16 protein-coding genes and 1 pseudogene are annotated in these 16482 nt (G+C 75.0%); 9 read left to right on the forward strand and 8 right to left on the reverse strand.

Features of this window, described 5'->3' with window-relative positions:
- Positions 1-113 precede the first annotated feature (113 nt).
- From ACF08D_RS07130 to ACF08D_RS07145, 4 genes are all read right to left on the reverse strand, one after another.
- Entirely contained in the window at positions 114-797 is a 684-nt protein-coding gene (locus ACF08D_RS07130; protein ID WP_392221543.1) for a response regulator, read from the reverse strand.
- Complete coding sequence (locus ACF08D_RS07135) at positions 794-2128, reverse strand: sensor histidine kinase (protein WP_392221544.1); 1335 nt, start codon at positions 2126-2128, stop codon at positions 794-796. Before ACF08D_RS07135 ends, ACF08D_RS07130 begins: the two co-directional genes overlap by 4 nt.
- A gap of 243 nt (positions 2129-2371) precedes the next feature.
- Positions 2372-2650, reverse strand: coding sequence for a hypothetical protein (locus ACF08D_RS07140; protein ID WP_392221545.1), 279 nt, complete (start codon positions 2648-2650; stop codon positions 2372-2374).
- A gap of 12 nt (positions 2651-2662) precedes the next feature.
- Complete coding sequence (locus ACF08D_RS07145) at positions 2663-3463, reverse strand: PspA/IM30 family protein (protein WP_392221546.1); 801 nt, start codon at positions 3461-3463, stop codon at positions 2663-2665.
- A gap of 253 nt (positions 3464-3716) precedes the next feature.
- Between ACF08D_RS07145 and ACF08D_RS07150 the strand changes: the two genes are divergently transcribed.
- From ACF08D_RS07150 to ACF08D_RS07165, 4 genes are all read left to right on the forward strand, one after another.
- On the forward strand, positions 3717-4313 hold the full coding sequence (locus ACF08D_RS07150; RefSeq protein ID WP_392221547.1) for a DUF3043 domain-containing protein: 597 nt from the start codon (positions 3717-3719) through the stop codon (positions 4311-4313).
- Positions 4310-5107 carry a class I SAM-dependent methyltransferase gene (locus ACF08D_RS07155; protein ID WP_392222328.1) on the forward strand — a complete coding sequence of 266 codons (798 nt, stop codon included), beginning with the start codon at positions 4310-4312 and terminating at the stop codon, positions 5105-5107. The genes ACF08D_RS07150 and ACF08D_RS07155 overlap by 4 nt, the downstream gene beginning before the upstream one ends.
- A 117-nt stretch (positions 5108-5224) precedes the next feature.
- Complete coding sequence (locus tag ACF08D_RS07160) at positions 5225-7006, forward strand: ABC transporter ATP-binding protein (protein WP_392221548.1); 1782 nt, start codon at positions 5225-5227, stop codon at positions 7004-7006.
- Positions 7007-7090: 84 nt separating this feature from the next.
- Positions 7091-8170, forward strand: coding sequence for a S1C family serine protease (locus ACF08D_RS07165; protein ID WP_392221549.1), 1080 nt, complete (start codon positions 7091-7093; stop codon positions 8168-8170).
- 107 nt (positions 8171-8277) lie between these two features.
- Here ACF08D_RS07165 and ACF08D_RS07170 read toward each other — a convergent pair whose 3' ends face one another.
- Positions 8278-8487 carry a hypothetical protein gene (locus ACF08D_RS07170; RefSeq protein WP_392221550.1) on the reverse strand — a complete coding sequence of 70 codons (210 nt, stop codon included), beginning with the start codon at positions 8485-8487 and terminating at the stop codon, positions 8278-8280.
- An 80-nt stretch (positions 8488-8567) separates the two neighbouring features.
- On the opposite strand from ACF08D_RS07170, the gene ACF08D_RS07175 reads away from it, so the two are divergent.
- The 4 genes and pseudogenes from ACF08D_RS07175 to ACF08D_RS07190 form a co-directional block, all read left to right on the forward strand.
- A complete protein-coding gene (locus ACF08D_RS07175) occupies positions 8568-9767 on the forward strand; it encodes a bifunctional adenosylcobinamide kinase/adenosylcobinamide-phosphate guanylyltransferase (protein ID WP_392221551.1) in 1200 nt (399 codons plus the stop codon).
- A gap of 17 nt (positions 9768-9784) precedes the next feature.
- Complete coding sequence (cobT, locus tag ACF08D_RS07180) at positions 9785-10831, forward strand: nicotinate-nucleotide--dimethylbenzimidazole phosphoribosyltransferase (RefSeq protein WP_392221552.1); 1047 nt, start codon at positions 9785-9787, stop codon at positions 10829-10831.
- Between the two features lie 81 nt (positions 10832-10912).
- Entirely contained in the window at positions 10913-12640 is a 1728-nt protein-coding gene (locus tag ACF08D_RS07185) for a phosphatidylglycerol lysyltransferase domain-containing protein (protein ID WP_392221553.1), read from the forward strand.
- Positions 12637-13353 (forward strand): annotated as a pseudogene (locus ACF08D_RS07190) (hypothetical protein); the annotation flags it as partial. The gene ACF08D_RS07185 and the pseudogene ACF08D_RS07190, both read left to right, overlap by 4 nt.
- On the opposite strand, the gene ACF08D_RS07195 reads toward ACF08D_RS07190, so the two are convergent.
- A complete protein-coding gene (locus ACF08D_RS07195) occupies positions 13287-14171 on the reverse strand; it encodes a hypothetical protein (protein WP_392221554.1) in 885 nt (294 codons plus the stop codon). The pseudogene ACF08D_RS07190 and the gene ACF08D_RS07195 overlap by 67 nt on opposite strands.
- Positions 14172-14208: 37 nt before the next feature.
- Between ACF08D_RS07195 and ACF08D_RS07200 the strand changes: the two genes are divergently transcribed.
- Positions 14209-15030, forward strand: a complete 822-nt coding sequence (locus ACF08D_RS07200; RefSeq protein ID WP_392222329.1) for an adenosylcobinamide-GDP ribazoletransferase — start codon at positions 14209-14211, stop codon at positions 15028-15030.
- Between the two features lie 21 nt (positions 15031-15051).
- On the opposite strand, the gene ACF08D_RS07205 is transcribed toward ACF08D_RS07200, so the two are convergent.
- Together ACF08D_RS07205 and ACF08D_RS07210 are read right to left on the reverse strand one after the other, a co-directional pair.
- Positions 15052-15864, reverse strand: coding sequence for an endo alpha-1,4 polygalactosaminidase (locus ACF08D_RS07205; RefSeq protein ID WP_392222330.1), 813 nt, complete (start codon positions 15862-15864; stop codon positions 15052-15054).
- Positions 15864-16472 (reverse strand): spherulation-specific family 4 protein, encoded by a 609-nt coding sequence (locus ACF08D_RS07210; protein WP_392221555.1) that lies wholly within the window; start codon positions 16470-16472, stop codon positions 15864-15866. Before ACF08D_RS07210 ends, ACF08D_RS07205 begins: the two co-directional genes overlap by 1 nt.
- Positions 16473-16482 lie beyond the last annotated feature (10 nt).

Consider the following 16482-nt stretch of genomic DNA (forward strand, 5'->3'; position numbering starts at 1 on the left):
TGGCGGACCGGCGGTATTCATACGATCAGCCATGGAGGAGGACGATCCGTCGCCCCCAGGTCCCGTTTGCTTATCCCCCGCATACACCGAACGGAGTACGGGCGGGGCCGCGCTCACTCCACCCTGGGACGTACCAACCCCGACTCGTAGGCCGTGACGACGAGCTGGGCGCGGTCGCGGGCCCCGAGCTTCGCCATGGCCCGGTTGACGTGGGTCTTGACCGTGAGCGGGCTGACCGCCAGCCGTTCGGCGATCTCGTCGTTGGAGTGGCCGCCGGCGACATGGACGAGCACCTCGCGCTCGCGCACGGTGAGGGCGGCGAGCTTCGCCGCGTACTCCTCCCCGGGCGCCTCGTCCCCGCTCCCGCCCTGCGCGAGGAACGTGGCGATCAGGCCCTTGGTGGCGACGGGCGACAGCAGCGCCTCCCCGGCGGCGGCGACCCGGACGGCGTTCAGCAGCTCGTCCGGTTCGGCGCCCTTGCCGAGGAAGCCGGACGCCCCGGCGCGCAGGGACTGCACCACGTACTCGTCGACCTCGAAGGTGGTGAGCATGACGACCCGTACGCCGGCCAGGTCCGGGTCCGCGCTGATCATGCGGGTGGCGGCGAGCCCGTCCGTGCCGGGCATCCGAATGTCCATCAGGACGACGTCGGCGCGGCGGGAGCGGGCGAGGGCGACGGCCTCGGCGCCGTCGGCCGCCTCCCCCACGACCTCCATGTCCGGCTCGGAGTCCACGAGCACCCGGAACGCGCTGCGCAGCAGTGCCTGGTCGTCGGCGAGCAGCACCCTGATGGTCATGTGGCCTCCCCTGTGCGCGGTGCGACGGGCAGTATCGCCTGCACGCGGAACCCGCCGCCGTAGCGGGGGCCCGTGCTGAGGGTGCCGCCGAGGGCGGTGACGCGCTCGCGCATGCCGACGAGGCCGTGCCCGCCGCCGTCGCCGGCGCCGGCCTCACCGGGGCCTGCGTCGCCGGGGCGTGCGTCGCCGGGGCGTGCGTCGCCGGGGCGTGCGGGTGGGGCGCCGTCCTCGCGGGGGCCGGGGAGGGGGGCGGCGTCCCCGTGGCGGGCGCCGTCGTCGAGGACGGTCACCTCGACGGTCCGGCCGACCCGGACGACGCTCACCTCCGCCCGGGCGCCGGGGCCGGCGTGCTTGCGCACATTGGTCAGCGCCTCCTGGACGATCCGGTACGCGACGAGGTCCACGGCCGCCGGGAGCCCGGCGCCCTGGTCGGCGCCGACCAGCTCCACCGGCAGCCCCGCGTGGCGGAAGGTGTCGAGCAGCCCGTCCAGGACGGCCAGGCCGGGCGCCGGCTCGGTGGGCGCCTCGGGGTCCCCGGACTGGCGGAGCAGCCCGACGGTGGCGCGCAGCTCGCCGAGCGCGGAGCGGCTGGCCTCGCGGACGTGGGCGAGCGCCTCCTTGGCCTGGTCGGGGCGCTTGTCCATGACGTGCGCGGCGACCCCGGCCTGGACGTTGACCAGCGCGATGTGGTGGGCGACCACGTCGTGCAGGTCCCGGGCGATGCGCAGCCGCTCCTCGGCGACCCGGCGGCGGGCCTCCTCCTCACGGGTGCGCTCCGCGCGCTCGGCCCGCTCCCGGATGGCGTCCACGAAGGCGCGGCGGCTGCGCACGGCGTCCCCCGCGGCGGCGGCCATACCGGTCCAGGCGAAGACGCCCAGGTTCTCCTGGCTGTACCAGGGTGCCGCGCCGAAGAGCATCGCGGCGCCGGTCAGCACGGTCATGGTGAGCAGGCCGACGCGCCAGGTGGTGGGCCGGTCGGTGCGGGAGGCGACGGTGTAGAGCGCGACGACGGCGCTCATGGCGACCGGGGCGGGCGGGTCCTCGGCCAGGTGCTCCACGACGGTGACCGCGCCGGTGAAGAGCAGCACGCCCAGCGGGTTGCGGCGGCGGCGCACCAGGGCCGCGGCGCCGATCAGCATGAGCAGCACGCTGCCCGCGCCGGGGGTCCGCCCGCCGAAGTCGGGGCCGCCGTGCGGCCCGCCGTGCCGGTCCACGAACGAGCCGGCCACCATGCACACCAGGACGCCGAGCGCCAGGGCGGCGTCGAGCGCGTGGGGGTGCTCGCGCAGCCGGCTCCGGCCGCGGGCGCACCGTTCTCCGAGGGTCGTCACGGGAGGGCCTCTCCGAGGGTCGTCACGGGAGGAAACGGTACGTCGTGCCGGGCCGGCGCCGGGAGCGGCCGGAAACAGCGGCCGGGGCAGGAGGCACGGCCGGAAGCCGCGGCCCGGCACGGGGGCCGGAAACGGCGGCCGGGGCAGGAGGCACGGCCGGACATGCCGGTGCCCCGCCCCGGGCGGGGGCGGGGCACGGGCCCTGCGGGTGTTGGAGACGTGCGGGAGGCGTCCGGCGGCCGGTCAGCCGGGGATCAGGCCGTCGTCGGAGAGCATCGCCCGGACCTCTTCGAGCGTGGCGTCCGGCGCGGGCAGGATCAGCTCGGAGGGTTCGAGGGAGTCGTCCGGCAGGGGCTCCCCCAGCTGCCGGACGGTGTCCAGCAGGGCGTGCAGCGTCCGGCGGAAGCCCTCGCCGTCACCGCCCTGCATCTCCCGGAGCAGTTCGTCGTCCAGCTTGTTCAGCTCGGCGAAGTGGCTGTCGGCCAGCTCCACCTGGCCCTCCCCCATGATCCTGACGATCATGACGTGCCGTCCTTAGCTCTTGTCGAACCGGGTCTGGGACTGGGACTGCGACTGCTGCTGCCCCTGGTCCTGCGGGGTGCCGCCCTCGATGGCCTGCTGCGGCGTGGTGCCGCCGGCCAGCTCGGCCTTCATGCGCTGCAGCTCCAGCTCGACGTCCGTACCGCCCGACAGGCGGTCCAGCTCGGCCTGGAGGTCGTCCTTCTGGAGGCCGGACTGGTCGTCGAGGGCGCCGGAGGCGAGCAGCTCGTCGATGGCCCCGGCCCGCGCCTGGAGCTGTGCCGTCTTGTCCTCGGCGCGCTGGATGGCGACGCCGACGTCGCTCATCTCCTCCGAGATGCCCGAGAACGACTCGGCGATCCGGGTCTGCGCCTGGGCGGCGGTGTAGGTGGCCTTGATCGTCTCCTTCTTGGTGCGGAAGGCGTCGACCTTGGCCTGGAGGCGCTGGGCGGCGAGCGTCAGCTTCTCCTCCTCGCCCTGGAGGGTCTGGTGCTGCGTCTCCAGGTCGGTCACCTGCTGCTGCAGCGCGGCCCGGCGGGACAGCGCCTCGCGGGCCAGGTCCTCCCGGCCCAGCGCGAGCGCCTTGCGGCCCTGGTCCTCCAGCTTGGCCGACTGGCCCTGGAGCTGGTTGAGCTGGAGCTCCAGGCGCTTGCGCGAGGTGGCCACGTCGGCGACGCCGCGGCGCACCTTCTGGAGCAGCTCCAGCTGCTTCTGGTACGAGTAGTCGAGGGTCTCGCGCGGATCCTCGGCCCGGTCAAGGGCCTTGTTTGCCTTCGCGCGGAAGATCATCCCCATACGCTTCATGACACCGCTCATGGGCTTCGCGCGCCCCCTTCTGACGGACTTCGGCTCCAGCACTCCAACAGAACCCACAGTACGGGCCCTGCCTCCATTACCGCACTGTTCGGGCCCGGATGCGCTCATCCCCAAGGACGACTGCGCCCGCCGCCGATCCGGCGCAAGGAGTAGGGATCGTCTCGGGTGCTCCTCCTGGAAGGACGCGGGCCGTTGCCGGATCGTTCCCCGCGGGGGTGGGGTCCGTGCGGCGCACCCCGTACCCTTGGGCTTTGTGTTCCGTAGCCGTTCCAAGGACGAGAAGGCCCCCACCGCCAAGGTGACGGCGGACCTCTCCAAGCAGCCCCGCGACCCCGAGGCCCCCAAGGGCCGCCCGACCCCGAAGCGGAGTGAGGCCCAGACGCAGCGCCGTCGTGCCCAGACCGTGCCGACCGACCGCAAGGAGGCCATGCGCCGGCAGCGCGAGGCCCGCCGCACGGACCTGGCGAGGCAGCGCCAGGCGCTGGCCAGCGGTGACGAGCGGTACCTCCCGGCCCGTGACAAGGGCCCCGTCCGCCGCTTCGTCCGCGACTTCGTGGACTCGCGCTTCTGCGTCGCCGAGTTCTTCCTGCCGCTGGCGGTCGTCATCCTGATCCTGTCCAGCCTGCCCAACACGCAGCTGAAGAACATCGCCATGCTGCTGTGGCTCGCGGTGATCGCCCTGATCGTGGTGGACTCGGTCGGCATCTGGATCCGGCTGAAGAAGCAGCTCGCCACCCGCTTCCCGGACGAGCCGAAGCGCGGCGCCGTGGCGTACGGCCTGATGCGTACGCTCCAGATCCGCCGGCTGCGCCTGCCGAAGCCGCAGGTCAAGCGCGGGGAGCGGCCCTGAGCATCCTGGTCTCCGGGGTCGGAGGCGCATCGGGGAACTGGCTGGAGGGGCTCGGCGGGCTGCGTGACACGGTCCGCCAGGAGCTCGTCGCCCGCCAGCTCGACGAGCAGATAGCCGCCCGCTACCCGGTGGGGCAGCGGCTGCGGATCCTCGACGTCGGCATGGGCCAGGGTGTGCAGGCGCTGCGCCTGGCCCGGGCGGGGCACACGGTCACGGGCCTGGAGTCCGACCCGGACGCGCTGCGGGCCGCGCGGGAGTCGCTGGCCTCCGAGCCGGCCGGCATCCGGGAGCGCGTCCGGCTCATCGAGGGCGACGGCCGCGAGACCGGGGTGCACTTCCTGCCGGGCAGCTTCGACGTGGTCCTGTGCCACGGGGTGCTGATGCACGTGGAGGAGCCCGACGCCCTGCTGGCCGGGCTCGCCCGGATGCTGGCGCCCGGCGGCCTGCTCTCGCTGCTCGTGCGGAACGCGGACGCGCTGGCCATGCGGCCGGGGCTGGACGGGGACTGGGCGGGGGCGCTCACGGCGTTCGACTCGGACACCTGGACCGGCGGGCCGGGGGCGCCGGTGCGGGCCGACCGGCTGGAGACGCTGACCCGGACGCTGGCCGGGATCGCCGCGCCGCTGCACGCCTGGTACGGGGTGCGGGTCTTCACCGACGGGGTGCCCAACGAGGAGGGGCTGCCCGCCGCCGCCGACCTGGAGCGGCTGCTGGCCGCCGAGGACCGGGCGGGGCGCACCGAGCCCTACCGGCGGGTGGCGGCGCTGCTGCACCTGTGCGGGGTACGGGGCTGAGCCCCGGGCGGCCGGGCGCGGTCCCGGTCAGCCGGTCGGTCACTCACGTGCAGGTGATCCGGTGATCCGGTGATCCGATGATCAGGTGAAGTGGGGCTTTTCGCGTCTTCTTCCGACGTGAGCATCACGGACACGGACCACGACACCCCCACGTTGCCGGCCCGCGAAACCTGGCGGGCCCTGTACCGGCACTTCCGGCCGCACCGATGGACGGTCGCCTTCGGCACCCTGCTGGCGCTGATCGGCGCGGCCACCGGCATCCTCCAGCCGCTGGCGGCCCGGGCGCTGGTGGAGCGCCTCGGCCAGGACGAGCCCGTCGGCCAGGTGCTGCTGGCGCTGACCGCGCTGGTCGTACTGGGCACCGCGATCGAGTCGTTCGGGGCGTACGTCCTGGAGCGCACCGCCGAGTCGGTGGTGCTCGCCGCCCGCCGCACCCTGATCGGCAGGCTGCTGCGGCTGCGGCTGCCGGAGGTGGAGCGGACCCAGCCAGGCGACCTGATGTCGCGGATCACCTCCGACACCACCCTGCTGCGGGCCGTGACCACCGACTCGATCGTCTCGGCCGTGACGGGCGGGCTCGCGTTCCTGGCCACCCTGGTGATGATGGCCGTGATGGACACGGTGCTCCTGGGCGTCACGCTCGGGGTGATCGTGCTCATCGGCGGCGCCGTGGCGCTGGTGATGCCCCGTATCTCGCGGGCCACCAAGCGGTCCCAGGAGGCGGTCGCGGAGATATCGGCGCGGCTGGAGCGGGTCTTCGGCGCCTTCCGCACGGTGAAGGCGTCGGGTGCGGAGGAGCGCGAGGCCGCCGTCGTGGACGCCGCGGCGGTGGAGGCGTGGCGGCAGGGGCTGAAGTCGGCCAAGTGGCAGGCGGTGTCGGGGTCTTCGGTGGGGCTGGCGGTCCAGGTGTCGTTCCTGGCGGTGCTGGGCATCGGCGGGGCGCGGGTGGCGTCGGGCGCGATCTCGGTGGCGGACCTGGTGGCCTTCCTGCTGTACCTCTTCTATCTGACGGAGCCGATATCCAAGCTGGTGTCGGCGGCCACCGAGTACCAGGTCGGGTCGGCGGCCGTGGCCCGGATCGTGGAGGCCGAGCGGCTGGCGGCGGAGGACACCGGCGCGCCGGCCGGCGCCCTGGGCGGCGCCCGGGACGGGGCGCCCGCGTCCGTCGCCTTCGAGGACGTCGCCTTCCGCTACCGCGACGACCTGCCGCCCGTCCACCACGGGGTGACCTTCGAGGTGCCGGGCGCGGGCATGACCGCGTTCGTCGGTCCGTCGGGCGCGGGCAAGACGACGGTGTTCGGCCTGATCGAGCGGTTCTACGAGGTGTCCGGCGGCCGGGTGCTGGTGGACGGCAGGGACGTACGGGACTGGCCGCTGGCCGAGCTGCGGGCGGCCATCGGGTACGTGGAGCAGGACGCCCCGGTGCTGGCGGGGACGCTGCGCGAGAACCTCTGCTTCGGCGCCCCGGACGCGACCGAGGAGCAGATCCGGGAGGTGCTGGTACGGGCGCGGCTGGACGCGCTGGTGGAGCGGCTGCCGGAGGGGCTGGAGACACCGGTGGGGCACCGGGGGTCCAAGCTGTCGGGCGGTGAGCGGCAGCGGGTCGCCATCGCGCGGGCGCTGCTGCGCAGGCCGAGGCTGCTGCTGCTGGACGAGGCGACGTCGCAGCTGGACGCGGTCAACGAGATGGCCCTGCGGGACGTGGTGGCGGAGGTGGCCCGCGAGGTGACGGTGCTGGTGGTGGCGCACCGGCTGTCGACCGTGACGCTGGCGGACCGGATCGTGGTGATGGACGCCGGGCGGGTGCGGGCGGTGGGGACGCACGCGGAGCTGGTGGCGGCCGACCCGCTGTACGGGGAGCTGGCGGCGACGCAGTTCCTGACGGCCACGGCGGGGTGAGGCGTCGGCGTACGGCGGTGGGGTGACCCCTGATCGGGTGCGCAGCGGGCGCCCCCGGTGCGGGGCGAAAGGGATACTCCGGACATGGATGCCCCTCGTGTGCGTACGCCCCCGACCTCCCCCGCCCTGGTGGCCGCCGTGGTCTGCGGGGCGGTCCTGGTGAGCGGCTGCGCGGCCGGTCCCCGGCCCGCCGGAAGCCCGGCCGCCGCCGACCGGCACGGGGTGGCGACGGCGGGGCGGGCCGCCGAGCTGGAGGACGACTACCGCGACGCCATCCGGAACGTACTGCCCTCGGTCGTGCAGATCGACGCCCGGGACACCGTGGGGTCGGGGGTGGTGTACGACGACCGGGGGCACATCGTCACCAACGCCCATGTCGTGGGCCAGGAGAAGGACTTCCGGGTGACCGTGGCGACGGGCGAGGAGCCGCTGACCGCCAAGCTGGTCTCCAGCTACCCGGAGCAGGACCTCGCGGTCGTCCGGCTGGACCGGCCGCCCGAGGGGCTGAAGCCCGCCGTCCTCGGCGACTCCTCCGACGTGGAGGTCGGGCAGATCGTCCTGGCCATGGGCTCCCCGCTCGGGCTGTCGGGCAGCGTCACCCAGGGCATCGTCTCCGCGACGGGCCGCACGGTCAGCGAGAGCCGGGCCGGCGGGGGCACGGGCGCGACCATCGGCAACATGGTGCAGACCTCGGCGGCGATCAACCCCGGCAACAGCGGGGGCGCGCTGGTCAATCTGGACAGCGAGGTCATCGGCATCCCGACGCTGGCGGCGGCCGACCCGCGCCTGGGCGGCAGCGCGGTGCCCGGCATCGGGTTCGCCATCCCCGTCTCCATGGTGCGGACGGTCGCCGACCAGATCGTCCGGACGGGCCGGGTCACCGACTCGGGGCGGGCGGCGCTGAACATCACCGGCCGGACCGTGCTGACCGACGACTACCGGCCGGGCGGCGTCGCGGTGGTCGAGGCGACCCCGGGCGGCGGGGCGGCGGAGGCGGGGCTGAAGCCGGGCGACATCATCACCCGGATCGACGACACCCCCATCACCACGATGACCTCCCTGCTGGAGGCCCTGGCCCCGGCGAAACCGGGCGACGAGGTCACGGTCGCGTACACCCGGGGCGGGCGCTCGCTGACGGCCCGGGTCACGCTCGGCGAGATCTGACCGGCGGGGGGCGGTTCGCGGTGGTGGGGCGTGGCCCCGGCGTACGCCGTACTCGGGGTGGTGGGGCGTGGCCCCGCCCGCGGACCGGGCGGGGCCTGGGCGGGGAACTAGGCGTCTTCCCCGTGGAGGCTCATCGGGCCGTAGATCTTCGTCTCGTCCTCGAACAGCACGACCTGGTCCGCGCCCCCCTCCTTCAGGTCCTTCCAGATCTCACCGATCCACGATTCCGCGTCCCCCTGGGTGGTGAACTCCTCCGGCACGACCGCCGGCTGGACCTCGGTGCCGTCGGACCGCTCGAATCGCCACGTCCATGCCATGTGGGCCTCCAGGTGATCGGGTTCCTGCCCGCAGCGTAGCCGGGCGAGCACCCCGCGCGGGGACGCGGGAGGATCGTCCCGTGGAAGTGACTCTGCTCGGAACCGGCGCCCCCGAGGGGCTCCCCCGCCCCGACTGCCCCTGCGCCGTGTGCGCGACCGCCCGGGGCGCCCACGCGCGGGCCGCGACGGCGCTGCTCGTGGACGGGGCGCTGCTGCTGGACCTGACGCCCGGTGCGGCGCAGGCCGCCGCCCGGGCCGGGCACGCGCTGACCGGCGTGCGGCAGGTGCTGCTGACCCATCCGCACGACGGTCCGCCCGTGGAGCTGCCCGCCGGGCTGCCGGCCGCCGGGCGGGTGCCGGACGGGCGGGAGCTGACCCTGATCAGCGGGCACCGGGTGCGGGCCGTCCCCATGGACGCGCCCGGCACCGGGTACGAGGTGACGTCGCTGGAGGGCCGGCGGCTGCTGTACCTGCCGCCGGGGGGCGCGCCGGCGGGGGTGGCCGGGGGGAGGCGGCCGTACGACATGGTGGTCGCCGACGTCACCGGCCGGCCGGACGCCCTGGCCCGCCTCCGGGCCGCCGGCGGTGTGGGCCCGGCGACGGACGTGGTCGCCGCGCACCTGGACCACGATGTGCCGGGGGGCCGCGAGCTGGACCGGCGGCTGGCCGCGGCGGGGGCGCGGGCGGTGCCGGACGGGTCGACGCTCCGGGCGGGCGACGCCCGCGCGGTGCCGGTGGTGCCCCGGCGCACGCTGGTGACCGGCGGGGCGCGGTCGGGCAAGTCCGTGGAGGCGGAGCGGCGCCTGGAGGCGTTCCCGGAGGTGCTGTACGTCGCCACGGGCGGGGCCCGGAACGGCGACACCGAGTGGGCGGAGCGGGTGACCGCCCACCGCGACCGGCGCCCCGCGTCGTGGCGTACCGAGGAGACGTGCGACCTGGTGCCGCTGCTGGCCGCGGACGGGCCGCCGCTGCTGGTCGACTGCCTGTCGCTGTGGCTGACCGACGCCATGGACCGGGTCGGCGCGTGGGACGACGCCACGTGGGCCGCGTCCGGCGGGCGGGAGCTGCGGGAGCGGGTGGCGGAGCTGGTGGCGGCGGTGCGTTCCACCTCCCGTACCGTCGTGGCGGTGACCAACGAGGTGGGGGCGGGGATCGTGCCCGCCGACGCGGGCAGCAGGCGCTTCCGCGACGAGCTGGGGCGGCTCAACGCGGCGCTCGCCGGGGAGTGCGAGCAGGTCCTGCTGGTGGTCGCCGGGCAGGCCCTCGTGCTGCGGGGGTGACCGGTACTGTTCAGCGAATGAGCAGGCTGAATCTCGACGACTTCTCCGATCTGATCGAGCGCCCCGACAGCGGTACGCGGCGTGACGCCGAGGAACGCCGGGAGCGCCTCACCGTGCCACCGGGCGCGCTCGGGCGTCTCGACGAGCTGGGCGAGTGGCTGTCGGCCGCCCAGGGGGCCGTGCCGGTGCGGCCGGTGGAGCAGCCGCGTGTGGTGCTGTTCGCGGGCGACCACGGGGTGGCGGCGCTCGGCGTGTCCGGGCGGCCCGCCGGGGGCGCCTGCGACCTGGTGCGCGCCGTGCTGGACGGGTCGAGCCCGGTGGCGGTGCTGGCACGGCGGGCGGGCGTGCCGGTGCGGGTGGTGGACGCCGGGGTGGACTGCGACCCGGAGCTGCTGCCCGCCGATGTGGTGCGGCACCGGGTGCGGCGCGGCAGCGGCCGTATCGACATCGAGGACGCGCTGACGCCGGAGGAGGCGGAGGCGGCCGTACGGCTCGGTATGGCGATCGCCGACGAGGAGGCCGACGCGGGCACCGACCTGGTCGTCCTGGGCGACCTGAGCGTGGGCGGCACCACCCCGGCGGCCACGCTGATCGCCGCCCTGTGCGGCACCGACGCCTCGGTGGTGACCGGCCGGGGCGGTGCGGGGATCGACGACCTGGCGTGGATGCGCAAGTGCGCGGCGGTCCGGGACGCGCTGCGGCGGGCCCGGCCGGTCCTGGGCGACCAGCTGGAGCTGCTGGCGGCGGTCGGCGGGGCGGACCTGGCGGCGACGACGGGTTTCCTGCTGCAGTCGGCGGTGCGGCGGATGCCGGTGATCCTGGACGGTGTGGTGTCGGCGGCGTGCGCGCTGGTGGCGCAGCGGGCGGCGTTCCGGGCCCCGGACTGGTGGCTGGCGGGCCAGGTGAGCGGGGAGCCGGCGCAGTCGAAGGCGCTGGACCGGATGGCGCTCGATCCGCTGCTGGACCACGGCGTCACCGTGGGCGAGGGGGCGGGGGCGCTGCTGGCCCTGCCGCTGGTGCAGGCCGCCGCGGCGCTCGCGGCCGAGCTGCCGGAAAAGGACTGACCGGGGGTGCGGCCGTCACCGTCCGGGTGGCGGCCGCACTGGACCGGCCAGGTCCCGCAATGCCCCATATGATCAATTTTCATGGGAGATGTTCGGTCGGCTGACGGACCCGCCCGGCGCGCCGCCGCCTGCGCCGTCTGGTACCTGCGGCTCGTCACCTGCGTCAATCTGCTGGGCGCGGTGTGGGTCTCCTTCGGCCAGGACCTGCGCCGCCACAACACGGACGACTACTTCACCCCGTACCTGCTCACCGCGGGCTTCGCCTCCGCCGCGTTCACGCTGTTCCTGGCCATCACCATGCGCCGCCGCAAGCGCGCCGCGTGGATCCTGAACCTGGTGCTGTCGGGGCTGTTCCTGCTGCTGTTCGCCTTCGCCATGGCGTTCCCCGAGGTCCGGCAGCACGCGCAGAACTGGATCTCGCTGGTGCTGACCGCCGGGTTCGTGCTGGCGCTGCTGCTGGGCCGCAAGGAGTTCTACGCCAAGGGCGACCGCTCCAACCCGCTGCTCGCCACGGTGGTCGCCGTCGGCGGGCTGCTGGTCACCTCGCTGCTCGCCGCCCTGCTGGTCACCGCGACCGACACCACGCCCTCCACCTTCGCCGAGCGGTGGCGCTACGGCGTCCTGCGCCTGGTCACCCTCGCCACCGACACTTCACCGGACATCGTCACGCCCGGCTGGGTCGACGTCCTCGTCAACATCATGTCGACGGTGCTGTTCGTGTCGGTGCTGTACGCCGCGTTCCGCTCCCGCCGGGCCACCGACCCGCTCGGCGAGCGGGACGAGGCGGACCTGCGCGCGCTGCTGGAGCGGTACGGGGAGCGCGACTCGCTCGGCTACTTCGCGCTGCGCCGCGAGAAGAGCGTGGTGTGGTCGCCCAGCCGGAAGGCGGCCGTCACCTACCGCGTCGTCGGCGGCGTCTCGCTGGCCTCCGGCGACCCGGTCGGCGACCCGGAGGCGTGGCCCGGGGCGATCGCGCCGTGGCTCGCTGAGGCGCGGGAGCACGGCTGGGTCCCGGCGGTGATGGGTGCGAGCGAGGAGGCGGGCACCGTCTACGCCCGGCACGGCCTGGACGCCCTGGAGCTGGGGGACGAGGCGATCGTCGAGACGGCCGAGTTCACGCTCGACGGGCGGGCCATGCGCACCGTCCGCCAGGCGTACAACCGGGTGAAGCGCGCCGGGTACGAGGTGCGTGTCCGGCGCCACGAGGACATCCCCGCCGACGAGATGGCGGCGCTGCTGGAGCGGGCCGACGACTGGCGCGACGGCGCCACCGAGCGGGGCTTCTCCATGGCGCTGGGGCGGCTCGGCGACCCCGCGGACGGGCGCTGCGTGATGCTGGAGTGCTCCGACGCCGACGGGGTGCCGCGCGCGCTGCTGTCCTTCGTGCCGTGGGGGCCCGAGGGGCTGTCGCTCGACCTGATGCGGCGCGACCGGGACGCCGAGAACGGCCTGACGGAGTACATGGTCATCGAACTGCTCCGGCGCGCCGGAGAGATCGGGATCACTCAGGTCTCACTGAACTTCGCCATGTTCAGGTCGGTCTTCGAACGTGGCGCGAGGCTCGGGGCGGGTCCCGTGCTGCGACTGTGGCGGTCCTTGCTGAGCTTCTTCTCCCGCTGGTGGCAGATCGAGTCGCTGTACCGCGCCAACGCCAAGTACCGACCGATCTGGGAGCCGCGTTTCATGCTCTTCGAGAAGAGTTCCGACCTGCTGCGCATCGGGCTCGCCGCGGGCCGTGCGGAGGGGTTCCTCCAGGCCCCCGGGCTGCCCAGGTTCCTGTACCGGCATCTGGAAGGCAGACGGCGTTGACGGCGGGGGCGGTGCGGAGGTTCGCCCGGCGGGAGTGGGGGGAGCTGTACGCCGCCGTGCGGACCGCCCTGGTCGCCCGGAAGGGGCGTGCGGTCGCCCTGACGCTGGGTGCGGTGTGCCTGACGGCCGCCTTCCAGGTGGTGCAGAACCAGCCCTGGGGCTATGAACCGGTCCAGCGGATCGGTGCCGTACGGGCCGAGGACCCGCTCTGGGTGGCGCTGCTGCGCACCCCGCTGTCGTTGTTCGTGCCCGCCCTGGACCTGCCGGTGTGGGGCGCGCTGGCGCAGATCCTGCTGGTGTTCGGGATCGCCGAGATCGTCCTGGGCCGGCGCCGGACCCTGCTGGTCGCCTACGCCGCGACGCTCGCCGGCACCCTGTACGCGCGCGTGGGCATCGCGCTGGGGCCCGGCGCGCCCCTGGGGCTGGGGCTGCCCGCGTCGGACGCGCAGGTCGTGGACACCGGCCCGTCGGCCGCCGTGGTGGGCCTCGCGGTGGTGGTCTGCCACCGCCACCGGGCCTGGTGCACCGGGGCCCTGGTGGTCGTGGCGATGGTGGTGGAGGTGCTGGTCAAGCCGAACCTGGCGGGCAAGGAGCACCTGGCGGCCGTCGCGGCGGCCCTGCTGCTGTGCGCCGTGTCCTCCTGGCGTCAGCGACGGCCGGGCGGCGGACCGGGGGGCGTGTCCCCGTCGGGGGCGTCGCCGGACGGCGGGAGGCCGGAAGGCGGCAGACCGGACGGCGGGCGACCGGACGGCGGGAGGCCGGGCGGGGGCTCCGGCGGGCGGCGCGAGGGCAGTACGCGGTCGGGCGCGCCGGCGATCAGGTCCTGAAAGCGCCGCCGGGCCCGGTCCCAGCGCTGGTCGTGGTGGAAGGCCCGCAGCCCGGCGCGGGCACGCGCGCGTGGCCGGTTGCGGTACAGCCGGCGCGCCCACAGGGAGCCCGGCCGGGCCAGGCGCACCGCCCCGACGATGGCGACCGGAGACAGGAACAGGCCGATGATCGCCATCCGGAACTTGCCCTTGAACAGGGTGATGAGCACCAGCCCGAAGTTCAGGGCCACCGACAGCAGGAACGCCCGGCGGTCCTGGCGCTCCTCCGCGCTCAGCTCGTCCACCCCGAACGGGGAGAAGCCGCCGAGGACCAGCAGGAGCAGCGCGGTGGTGAGGACCACCACCTCCACGCTCTGGCGGCCCTGCTCGGTCCAGTACACGTCGTCCAGGTGCAGGATCAGGGCGAACTCGTCGAGCACCAGCCCCGCGCCCATCCCCAGGAGCAGCGCGAAGGCGAAGGCGCCGATGTCGTGGCCGCCGACCGCGACCCCGCCGAACCCGCCGATCATCGTGAGGACCACACCGGGCACCACATGGTGGATGTGCAGCCCGCCGGGCCGGATGTTGCGGAAGGGCCCCCGGCCGGCCCGGATCATCCGGGTGACCGTGCGCGTGACGAGGAAGGTCAGCACGAAGGACGCGAGGGCGACGAGCAGAGGCAGCTTCCCCGGCTCGACGATGTTGCGGTAGAACCAGTGCCCCATGCCACCCGCTCCAGGATCTCGCCGTCTACCGACTACCCTGCGCGCGGTGAGCACTTCCCGCACGCGTACCCGCGCCCGTACGAGCGTCGACGGCCTGCGTTTCGCCTTCGGCACCCTGACCGTGCTGCCCGTACGGGTGACCCGCTGGGACCGTGCGGCGGCGCGCGGCGGGATGCTCGCGGCGCCGCTGGCCGGCCTGGTGGTGGGGCTGGCCGCGGCGGCGGCCGGGGGGCTGCTGCTGGCGGCCGGGGCGGGGCCGCTGCTCGCCGCGGTGGCCGCGGTCGCCGTGCCCGCCGTGCTGACCCGGGGCCTGCACCTGGACGGGCTCGCCGACACGGCGGACGGGCTCGGCAGCGGGAAGCCCGCCGGGGACGCGCTGCGGATCATGAAGCAGTCGGACATCGGCCCGTTCGGGGTGATCACCCTGCTGTTCGCGCTGCTCGCCCAGGTGGCGGCGCTGTACGGGCTGTACGGCGCGGAGCGCGGCTGGGCGTACGGCGCGGCCGGGGCCGTCACCGCCGGCGCGGTGGCCCGGCTGGCGCTCACCCTCGCCTCCCGCGCCTCCGTCCCGGCGGCCCGCCCCGAGGGGCTGGGCGCCGCCGTCGCGGGCACCGTCCCGGTGCGTCCGGCGCTGGTGGTGACGGTGCTGGTGCTGGCGGGCGCGGCCGGGCTGGGCGCGGCGGCGGACGGCCCGTGGGGGGCGGGCCACCACGTCCTGGCGGCGCTGCTGGGGCTGGCGGCGGCGCAGGGGCTGCTGGCCCGCTGTGTGCGGCGCCTCGGCGGGGTGACGGGCGATGTGTTCGGTGCCGTGGAGGAGACGGCCGCCACGGCGGTGCTGGTGGTCCTGGCGGCCGGCTGAGCCCCGGCGCCCCGGGCGGGCTCAGCAGGGGCGGCGCCAGGCCCCCAGGTCGTACCGCTTCAGCATGGAGCTGAGGCCCAGGCGGCGGGCCTCCGGGCAGAACTCCCGGGTCTGGAGTTCGTACTCCACGTGGAAGACGGCCTTCCCCGCCTCGATGAAGGGGCTCAGGGCGGCGCACTCGTCGTACTCGGCGCACTGCTCGTTGACGGCGAAGTCGAAGTCGTCCAGCAGCTGGGGGATCTGGTCCAGGTCGTTCTTGAGGCCCACCGCGAGGCCGCGCTCGTGCGCGAGGCGGGCGACGAGCCGGTTGTAGCGGAGCTGGTCGGCGGCGGTGAGCGGGAAGCCGGTGCGGTTGGCGTAGCCGTCCATGTTGTCCGGCTCCACCGCGTCGAAGCCCTTGTCGCGGCACATGTCGAAGCGGGCCGCCATCAGCGGGCCGAGGACGTCGGTGCGGCGGATGTCGAGCCACTTCTCGCCGTCCCAGCCGTTCCCCCGGCCGAGCACCGCGCGGGGGAACTTCGCGGCGTCCGGACGCCAGTCCTCCCACGCCCCGGCGGAGATGTAGCAGATCGCCTTCCGGCCGCGCCGGTGCAGGTCGGCGACGGTGGAGGCCGGGTGGTCGAAGCCGTCGATGTCGTACACCGGGACGTCCACGGACAGGTCGAGTCTGCCGCTGAGCTGCCACTGCCAGGTCTGGCCCGGCTCGGGCTGCCAGCGGCCCGCGCGGGGCGGGGAGGGGGAGGCGGAGGGGGGCGGGGCGTCGTCGTCGGAGGCGGTGGTGCAGCCGGCCAGCAGCAGCACCAGGGCGGCCAGGAGGAGCGGTACGCGGCGGATCACGGGCACTCCAGGGCGTGCGGGAGGGTTCCCCACGGATGTGCCCCGGTGCCGGGCACGGCGCACCCCACCCGGGTGGAAAGGCGTGCACTCGCCGGGGCGGCGTACACCAGGTGGCAGTGGTGCCCGGCGGCCGGCGCCTTCGCGGTCCGGTAGGTCTCCCAGGGGCCCTCGAAGGTGACCAGGAGGTCGGCGAGGGTGTCGTACGCGGGGTCCGGCGCCGCCCCGTGGTTGAGCACCACGGTGGCCGCCCCGGCCGCGCGGGCCGCCACCCCGAGGCGCCGGTAGTGCCCGGCCGCGCCCGGTTCGGTGGGCACCTGGTCGAAGAACGCGCCGTCGGCGCCGTACCAGTCGCGGTGGCGGACCAGGTCGGTGACGACGGCGGCGTGCGGGCGGCGGCCGTAGTCGGTGTCGGTATAGCCGAGGACCCGCGTCCCGGCCGCGCGCAGCCGGCGGGCCACGGCGGCGAACGCGGGGTCGGGGGCGTCGCCGGCGCCGCTCGCCGGGTTGACCACGACCCCGTACAGCCGGGGCGCGGCGGCAATCAGCGCGTCCCACTCGGCGGGGCGGAGGGAGGGGTGCTCGTAGTAGGGCACCAGCAGTTCCACGGGCGGGTCC

It is taken from the genome of Streptomyces sp. NPDC015131, from assembly GCF_043079975.1.
Taxonomy (GTDB): domain Bacteria; phylum Actinomycetota; class Actinomycetes; order Streptomycetales; family Streptomycetaceae; genus Streptomyces.